At 65.3% G+C, this 6,589-nt stretch carries 6 protein-coding genes; 3 read left to right on the forward strand and 3 right to left on the reverse strand.

What is annotated here, in order from left to right; all coding sequences use genetic code 11:
* On the forward strand, positions 1 to 850 hold an 850-nt coding region (locus tag ACE3UY_RS22500), incomplete at its 5' end, for a PKD domain-containing protein (protein ID WP_374689707.1).
* 126 nt (positions 851 to 976) lie between these two features.
* Here ACE3UY_RS22500 and ACE3UY_RS22505 read toward each other — a convergent pair.
* Entirely contained in the window at positions 977 to 1,834 is an 858-nt protein-coding gene (locus ACE3UY_RS22505; RefSeq protein WP_374689708.1) for a sulfotransferase, read from the reverse strand.
* A 79-nt stretch (positions 1,835 to 1,913) separates the two neighbouring features.
* A complete protein-coding gene (locus ACE3UY_RS22510; protein WP_374689709.1) occupies positions 1,914 to 2,894 on the reverse strand; it encodes a hypothetical protein in 981 nt (326 codons plus the stop codon).
* 282 nt (positions 2,895 to 3,176) lie between these two features.
* Between ACE3UY_RS22510 and ACE3UY_RS22515 the strand changes: the two genes are divergently transcribed.
* Positions 3,177 to 4,292, forward strand: coding sequence for an aminotransferase class I/II-fold pyridoxal phosphate-dependent enzyme (locus ACE3UY_RS22515; protein ID WP_374689710.1), 1,116 nt, complete (start codon positions 3,177 to 3,179; stop codon positions 4,290 to 4,292).
* Positions 4,289 to 4,873, forward strand: a complete 585-nt coding sequence (locus ACE3UY_RS22520) for an NUDIX domain-containing protein (RefSeq protein WP_374689711.1) — start codon at positions 4,289 to 4,291, stop codon at positions 4,871 to 4,873. Before ACE3UY_RS22515 ends, ACE3UY_RS22520 begins: the two co-directional genes overlap by 4 nt.
* 49 nt (positions 4,874 to 4,922) lie before the next feature.
* Here ACE3UY_RS22520 and asnS read toward each other — a convergent pair whose 3' ends face one another.
* Complete coding sequence (gene asnS, locus ACE3UY_RS22525) at positions 4,923 to 6,260, reverse strand: asparagine--tRNA ligase (protein WP_374689712.1); 1,338 nt, start codon at positions 6,258 to 6,260, stop codon at positions 4,923 to 4,925.
* Positions 6,261 to 6,589: the final 329 nt, after the last annotated feature.

Here is a 6,589-nt window from a genome sequence, read left to right on the forward strand (position 1 = left end):
CCTGTGGGGCGAACAACCGGCGGCGGCCATGCGCGGCCCCGGCGATCGCATTGGCAATCCCAATCTAGCCAATCCCACGGCCGAGTTGCGCGGCAAATTCCCGGACGCGGCCAGCAGCATCGACCCGCGCAACTACCAGTTAACTTCACATAGTTCTCTGGCTGTGGGCCGGGCCAGCGACGGCAGCCCCGTGAACGGCGTCCGGCCGCCGGGAATTCGCAAGGATTTCTATGGCGGCAGCCGGGACGCCCAGCCGGACATCGGGGCACACGAGTTTCTGGGCGTCATCAGCGAGATCATCGCCAACTTCAGCATCGGGCCGGGCCAGGCTGCCGGCGTCGTCCCGCATACTGTCGACTTCACGGATAAGAGCACCAGTACTAGCCCCATTGTTAAGTGGGACTGGGACTTTGGCGACGGCGCAACCTCGGCCGAGACCAACCCATCTCACACCTATACCGAAGCGGGCGAGTTTGACGTGACGCTAACCGTCACCGACGAAGCCGGCAACACGGACACGCTTACCAGTGAAGCGGCCATAGCCATCATCGAGGAACCGGCGCTCATCGTTCCCAGCGCGTTCCGCCGCTTTGTGCTGGCCCAGGTGACGCCGCGCCAACTCCTGGCCTATGGCGTCCAGTACCCTGACCTGCGCTGCGTCCTGATCTGGGGCGAAGAGCCGTTCCACATCCTGAACTTCGCCGACATCAGCGACGTGGAGCGAAGCGCCGCCCAGCCGGGCGCCACCGAACTACTCTGGATCGATACCGGCGAGGAGGATAACCCGCTCGCCGGCGATGAGGACGAGCCGGCCGATCAGCTTTTGCCCGAAGCGACGCCGGCCCGTTAGTGCAGTCTATCCCCACACGGAAAGAGGCGCGACCCGCAAGGGTTGCGCCTTTTTCTGATCCCCCCATCTGAAGGGGCCACGTCTGACGGGGCCACACCTGACTGGCTCAGGCGGCTCCCAACGGGATCAATGCTTCCAGGCCGACAGGTCGCGCCCCAGAAAGCGCTCGAGTTGGGCGATGTCGTCGCGGTAGAAGTCGTTGAGCCGGCGCTCGACCGCCTTCGGCAGCGGCGGCGGCTCCTCGAAGTTGCGGTTGCGGGCGTCCAGCAGCAGGGCGCGCACGCGCTCCGGCACGAGCGGATCGATGGCCTTGCGCAGTGGGTGGGTCTTGATGCGCTCGTAGAAGCGCCCCATGCCCTTGTTCTTCATCGCCCCACCCTTGTTGCGCACGGTCAGATCGGGCGAGAAACCCGCGTCGATCCCCAGGAACAGGCAAAGTTCGCGGACGACGCCCAGCGCGTCGCGCTGCAAGTCGTCGAACAGGACGATCTTGATCTGCTCCGGCCCGAATAGCTCATACCAGTGGCACAACCAGTAGTGGTACAAACCGTGAATGACCGCGTACTCGCGCTCGGTCAGCGCCTCTTCCACCGGGCGGCTCTCCATGCCCAGACGCACGTCGTGCCAATAGATGGAGTAGGCGCGCTTGACCGGGTCGCGCAGGCTGAAGATGAGCTTGACGTCCGGCAGAGTCTTCTTAATCTGTTGTGGCGCGTAGTGGCTGATCAGGTAGTGGGGCGAGGCTTCGCCGATGGCCTTCTGACCGTTGGCCTCGTCGAATAGGGCCGTATAAGCCTCTAGCGTCTTGATGGGAAAGCGCAGCCCGCGCCCCTCCACGTGATCGGGGTTGTCAGGCTCATAGGCGAAGTAGCGCGGCTCCTTCAGCGCGCTCATGTATACCTCCGGGTGCTGCTTGAGGTAGTAGTTGAGCGAGGTCGTGCCCGCCTTCAGGGCGCCGCCGATGATGAAGTTCGGGAATGTCATTGCGTTTTCGTCACTGCTTGTCCACGCCGGGTGAGTCGAGTTATCGAGCGACCACCGGGTTAGTGGATAGCGGATAGCCCTATTGGGTCGCCACTTTGCCGCTGGTCTTTGACTTGCGAAGCGCGTAGCGGATTTTGCCCCAGTGATCCTGCGTGTACTGGCGCAGTTGCCGCATGCGGATCTCCGAGTTGCTCAGTCTGAGGTCCGGCCACTCCTGGATAAGTGGGGCCGAGTTGGCGACGTCCCGGTTGGAGAGCATCGCCTCGATCTGGCCGAGACGCGGTTCTTTCTGGCTCAGTTCGGCGATCGTCTGGTGCAGCGCCGTTTGATCCGGCTCTTCATAGTAGACCCGGCGGTGCTCCGTCTCGGCCTGGCCCAGTTCTTGCCCCCGCGCTCGGCGGCGAATATCCTCATACTTTTCGCTGTCTTTGGAGTATAGGTGAATCCGCGAGGAGAGATTTCCGCCCAGCACGTGGTGGCGCTTTTCCCAAAAGCGCTCCTTGCCCTCAAAGTATGGGATCCCCAGATGAGCGCATACCGCCCGCAACACATTGGCCTGATCGTGAGTGTAATTGGCATACTTGATCGAACGCCAATCCTCGATAAACGAGTAGTAAGTGCGATGGTAGCGCGGCCAGTTGCTGAGTTCTTCTAAACCCAATCGCTTGCGTTTACGGAGCGAGTGGGCGAACTCGAGCAGTGTCTTCCAGATGATGAGCGGGTAGACTTCGATTCCCTGGCGAGCCAGGCGTTCGCGCTGCTGATCCATCCAGACGATATTCTTGCTGGCGTCGACGATGAACTCCACCTCGGGATGCATGTCGAAGATAGTTTCATATAGGTGCGCTTCGCCGCGCTGCTTGACGCGATCCCACACCGTGCAGGCCGGGTCGCCGCAGCCGCAGGTCCACGTATCTCGAAGGAAGCGCTCCTTCGTCGGGCGAAACAGATGACGAACCTCGCCCGCGCCAAAGCCGGCCGGGTCATTGGCCAGCGTCAACTGGAAGAACGTCGAACCACTGTAGGACGTTCCCCCGATAAAGATGACTTTCTTCGTCATGTACTGTTCTCCAAGCCCTTGGCCGCGCCGAGTTCAAGGTTGTGGTTCGCGGCCGCTCCCCAAGGCCGATGAGGCTCAATCGGGTTACGTGCTCTGAGTCGATTGAGGCCCATCGCGCCACGTCTGCCGCATAGCGGGCTTCTCGACCATTTAACCTCGCGGCACTTACAAACGGGCTTACGCCGCCGGTCTACTATGATTGCCGCGCCAGTCGCGCCTCATACAATTATGGTAATCGTCCGCAAATGAGTTGATGCCGGCGCGTCCCGCATGGGAGGATTCATGCACATTCCACCCTTTGCTACCGAAGTGTACTTTGCCCAGTACGAGTTCACCACCCCACACATCCTGTGCGCCTCGGATTGCGAAACGCTGTCCATCGCCGAACTGCTGGCGCTGGCTGGAGCAGACCCGGCCGAACTGCTCGATCTGCGCCTGGGCTACACCGAGTCGCAGGGCAACCCGGCGCTGCGGGCGGCGGCGGCGGCGCTCTACACCGGCGTCGCTCCCGGCGACGTGGTCATGCTGGGCGCGCCGGAGGAGGGCATTTATCTGACCATGCGCGCGCTGCTGGAGCCGGGCGACCCCGTCGTGGTTCTGACACCGGCCTACGACTCGCTGCTCAACCTGGCCGAACACGTCAGCGGCCGGGTTAACCGATGGCCCATACGGCCCACTCCGGGCGGCTGGGCGCTCGACCTGGATAACCTGGAACGACTGGTGGCGCCCGGCACGCGCCTCGTCGTGGTCAACTTTCCCCACAACCCGACCGGCTACCTGCCCACGCTGGACGAGTTCGACGCGCTGATCGACATCGTGGCCCGCCGCGGCGCGTGGCTGCTGTGCGACGAGATGTACCGCGGCCTGGAGCGCGACCCGGTCGACCGCCTGCCCTCGGCCGCCGACCGCTATGAGCGGGCCATCGTCCTGGCCGGCCTGTCCAAGACCCACGGGCTGCCCGGGCTGCGCGCCGGCTGGCTCATCATCCGCGACCCGGCCACGCGCGACGCGCTCATCAACTGGAAGCACTACACCACCATCTGCCCGCCCGCGCCCAGCGAGGCGCTGGCCGCCGTGGCCCTGCGCGCCCACGAGCCGCTGGCCGGCCGCAGCCGCGCCCTCATCGCCGCCAACCTGGAACGCGCCGCGGGCTTCTTCGCCCGCTGGCCGGAGTTGTTCGACTGGCGGCCGCCGCGCGCCGGCTCTGTCGCCCTGGTTGGCCTGAACCGTCCCTCGGCCACGGCGTACTGCCATATGCTGGCGCGGGAGGCGGGCGTCCTGCTGCTGCCAGGTAGTTGCCTGGGCTACGACGATCAGAGCGTGCGCTTCGGCTTCGGCCGGGCCGCCTTCGCCGCGGCCCTGGCCCACTACGAGCGCCACCTGGAGGCGGGGCGATGAGCCGGCGCGATTTCGCCGATCCGGCGGCGCTGGAGGCGTGGCTACGGGGGCACGGGCTGCCGCTCGACGTCTGGGGTCAGGGCCGGGCCAAGCGCGTGGCCGACCTGTGGGCGGAGTGCGCCGCCGGCGAGACAACCCTCCACGACGATCCGCTCCAGCGGCGGGTGCGGGTGGCGCAGGTGCTCATCCGGCGCGGCGAGCGGCTGCTCATTGAGGTGGAACAGGAGATGACCGACGGCCGGCGGCGGGCGCGGCTGCTGCCGCCATCGGAGAAGCTGAAGGGGGAGGAGAGTCCGCTGGCCGCCGCCGCCCGCTGTCTGGCCGAGGAGTTGGGGCTGGCCGGGCGGGACGTAAAACTACGCGAATTGGGTCAACCGGCGCGGCGCGTGGTGGATTCCCCCTCCTACCCCGGCTTACCGACCATCTACCTTATCTACACCGTCGAGGCGACGGCCGACGCGCTGCCCGAGGCCGACTTCTGGCGCGACAATGTCGCTCAGGGGGATGTGGTTCGCCGTCACCTGTGGGGGTGGCGTGGGGAGCAGGGGAGCAAGGGAGCAGGGGAGCAGGGGGACGAGTAGCGGATGGCACATTCTCCCCCGCTCCCCCGCGCCCCTGCTCCCCCGCGCTTCAAGGCGTCAACCGCTTCAGCGTCCGTGGGAAGGGGCTGGTCTGCCGGATGTGGTCAATACCGCAAATCCAGGCCACCGTGCGCTCCAGCCCCAGGCCGAAGCCGCTGTGGGGCACGCTGCCGTAGCGCCGCAGGTCGATGTACCACTGGTAGTTGGCCTCCGGCAGTTCGTGGCGGCGAATGGCCGCCAGCAGCACGTCGGGGTCGCTCATGCGCTCGCTGCCGCCGATGATCTCGCCATACCCCTCCGGGGCCAGCAGGTCAACGCTCTTGCACACCTCCGGCCGGCCGGGCCACGGCTCCATGTAGAACGCCTTGACCGCCGTCGGGTAGCCGTAGACGAACACCGGCCGGTCGAACTGCTTGGTCAGCTCCGTCTCGTGCGGCGAGCCGAAGTCGTCGCCCCACTCGATAGCCAGGAACTCCTTCAACTGCGGGTCGGTCGTCGCCTCGCGGATGGCGTGAATGCGCTCGATGGCCTCGTCGTAGCTGATACGCGGGAAGGGGGGCGTAATGTTCTGGAGCACCGTCACGTCCCGCTCCAGCAGCGCCAACTCGGCCGCCCGCTCGCGCAGCGTCGTCTGCACCACGTAGCTGACAAACTCCTCTTCCAGCGCTATCAGGTCGTCCAAATCGCAGAAAGCGATCTCTGGCTCCACCATCCAGAACTCGGCCAGGTGGCGGCGGGTCTTGGCCTTCTCGGCGCGGAAGGTAGGGCCGAAGCAGTAGACCTTGCCGAAGGCCATGATGTTGGCCTCGTTGTAGAGTTGGCCGGTCTGGGCCAGGTACGCCTTCTCGTCGAAGTAGCCGACCTCGAAGAGGGTGCTGGTTCCCTCGGCCGCGCTGGGGGTGATGATGGGCGTGTCGATGTTGAGGAAGCCGTGGCTGTCGAAGAAGTCGATGATGGCCCGCTTGATCGTGGCGCGGATGCGCAGGATGGCCCACTGCTTGCTCGACCGCAGCCACAGGTGGCGGTTGTCCATCAGGAACTCGATGCCGTACTCCTTGGGGCCGATGGGGTAATCCACAGCGTTCTGCAAGACCTGCACTGCCTCGATGCCGATCTCGTAACCGCCGGGCACGCCGGGGGCGCGGTCGTTGGCCTTGACTGTGCCGGTGACGATCAGCGACGACTCCTGGCCCAGGTGGACGAGTTCGTCGAACAGCTCGTCGCCCACCTCAGGCCGGTAGGCCACAGCCTGAGCGATGCCCGTGCCGTCCCGCAGCCGCAGAAAGAGCAGCTTGCCCTTGTGGGTGCTGGCGTAGAGCCAGCCCTTGACCGTGACGCGCTGGCCGACGTGGTCGGCGATGTGTTCGATGGTGAAGGGGGTGGTCATGAATGTCTCCGTGGTGGATGTTTCGCGGAGTATATCAGAAAATGGTGCAACGGCGGCACGCCATCTGGCAACCATCTGGAACCTTCGACTGTCCGCTGTAGGTGATCCGATGCGCATTATGGCCGCGCCTCTCGCGCGGCGGAGGAGGAACGGAACTCATGCAAATTCGTGCTCTTTCACCCGACGACGAGGCGACAGCCCGCGCCGCGGCGGCCGTCGTCGTGGCCGCCTTTGCCGGCGGTTGGGCCTACGACTTCGACTCGGCGCTCGAAGACGTGCGCGCGTCGCTGCAACCCGGCCACGTCAGCCTTGTCGCCGTGGGTGACGAC

It is taken from the genome of Promineifilum sp. (SeqCode) (assembly GCF_041918635.1).
Classification (GTDB): Bacteria; Chloroflexota; Anaerolineae; order Promineifilales; family Promineifilaceae; genus Promineifilum.